Genomic DNA, 1,944 nt, shown 5'->3' with positions numbered 1-1,944 from the left:
ACCTCGGCCAGGTCGACCGATGCGTCATCCAGGCACCGCAGCACTGCGCGTTCCGCCGCGGCGGCCATCTCGACGGCCAGTGCGGGTGACCCGCGGAAGCGAAGGACGTTGCGGCCTTCGTCGAAATCTATTGTGGCCCGGAAGCTTGCGCCATCGTCTGGCTTCCCCACCCAGCTGACCGGACCGAGCCCATCGTCTCGGTCCGACCACTTGCATAACAGCGCCGCGCCCGCCGACGAGAAAGGGAAGCGTTCACTGGCGCCGCGCCCGGGATCGGCGTCGCTTGCTACGACAAGTGCCCGTGAAATCGTCTGCGACCGAAGAAAGCCATCGGCGATCTGCAAAGCGGTGAGAATTCCACAGGCACCGTTGGCGATGTCGAAAGAAAACGTGCCGTGCGCACCGCTGTGCGGATCTTCCGGGTTTGCGCCGATGTCTTCCTGGATGATTGCCGCAAGCGCCGGCTCGCCCAGATTTCGGTCTCGAAAGATACCGGCGTTGATGAGAAGGTCGAGGTCGCGCGGCGAGGTCTGAGCGTCTACCAAGCAGCCTTTGGCGGCCCCAACCGCGAGTTGCAACGCACTGTGGCGAGTGCGCCACGTGCAATGAGTTACGTGCAATTGGTCAATGATTGTGCCCATAGCGCTTCACCAGATCCTCGTCGACAGACAGCAGAACTACACCGATCTCCAGACCGGATGCCAGCGCGACCAAGGCGATCGTCTCGCCGGGCTGAATATGACCCGCCTCCAACTCTTCCACCAAGGCGACGGTGTGGGTGGTCGACGCGGTGTTGCCGTACCGATCGACGGTGATCACGGCAGGGTGACGCGGACCTTCGCCGAAGGAGGTTCGCACAGCCTCCATGCCTTTGCGTATCGCGCGCGCGGAGGTCTGGTGAGTGATGACGTGGTCGATGTCATGCATCGAGATGCCGACTTCGTTCAGAACTTCGCTGAGCAGCATCGGCGTGTTGAGGATCGCGGCTTGCTGGATACCCCGGGAATCGGTGAACATCCGCGCACCGGGGTCGCGTCCGTTGGGATAGGCCAGGCACAGTCGGCTGTACCCCGCGATCGTGGTGAACCCGGCAAGAGTGATACCCGCGGATTCGGGAGTGGCACGCTCCAGCAATAGCGCAGCGCCCGCGTCTCCCAGCGTCAAAGACGCCAGCTCCTTGCTGATGATGCTCCGGACGTGGCGGGCAGCGTTCCAGCCCAGTTGCGAGATGTATTCACCGCTCACGACCAGCCCTCGACGGACACTGCCTTGCCGAATCCAGTTGTTGAGGACCATTACGCCACTGAGCATTCCAGCGCAAGCATTCGAAAGGTCGAATGTCATCGCATTCTCAGCTCCGATAGCGTGCGCTATGGCACTGCCCATCGAAGGCTCCAACCATTGAGTCATTCCGTCGCGGAGCTTGGTTATGCTGCAATTGATCACGACGTCGATCAAAGCGGGATCGCACTCCGCTGTATCAAGGCAATTCAATGCCGCCGAGGTGGCCAGGCTAAACGAATCCTCTTCGCCGACCGACACACGTCGCTCGTGGATGCCGGTCAGCCGCTCCAGATCGATATGCGTGCGATGGGCGGTAGCCGACATCAGGTCCTCAGTCTTCAAACGGGTAGCCGGTAGGTGCCGTCCGGCCCCGGTGAGGCGCGTTCGAAATTGCCCGGCGTCGGTATCGCTTTTGTCCATTAACAGCCAATGTTTAGGCACAGCGCTCGCCTCCTGTGGCTATCGTGACCTGTTGTGGCGCAACGAACTAGGGGCTTACGGCCCATGTCCGCAGTGTCGAGAACCTTCTCTGCGCAATCATGATTGACGCGCGACGATGACTGGCATCCGAGCTGAGTGAGCCACGGCGGCGCTGACCGACCCCAAGACCATGCCGGCGAATCCACCCCGTCCGTGGCTGCCGACCACCACCAATTGGGC

At 61.8% G+C, this 1,944-nt stretch carries 3 protein-coding genes; all 3 read right to left on the bottom strand.

The features are described 5' to 3' along the window. Positions 1 to 641 (bottom strand): 3-oxoacyl-ACP synthase (locus WAN02_RS20515; protein ID WP_422266060.1); only part of this gene is annotated, 641 nt, incomplete at its 3' end. Next, positions 625 to 1,725, bottom strand: a complete 1,101-nt coding sequence (locus tag WAN02_RS20510) for a 3-oxoacyl-ACP synthase III family protein (protein WP_422266059.1) — start codon at positions 1,723 to 1,725, stop codon at positions 625 to 627. The genes WAN02_RS20515 and WAN02_RS20510, both read right to left, overlap by 17 nt. Positions 1,726 to 1,821: 96 nt before the next feature. After that, a partial coding sequence (locus WAN02_RS20505; RefSeq protein ID WP_422266061.1) for a universal stress protein occupies positions 1,822 to 1,944 on the bottom strand: 123 nt, incomplete at its 5' end.

This window comes from Mycobacterium sp. (assembly GCF_049281135.1).
Lineage (GTDB): Bacteria > Actinomycetota > Actinomycetes > Mycobacteriales > Mycobacteriaceae > Mycobacterium.
The sequence above is the reverse complement of the archived record's forward strand: the minus strand, read 5'-3'. Positions and strand labels throughout refer to the sequence as shown.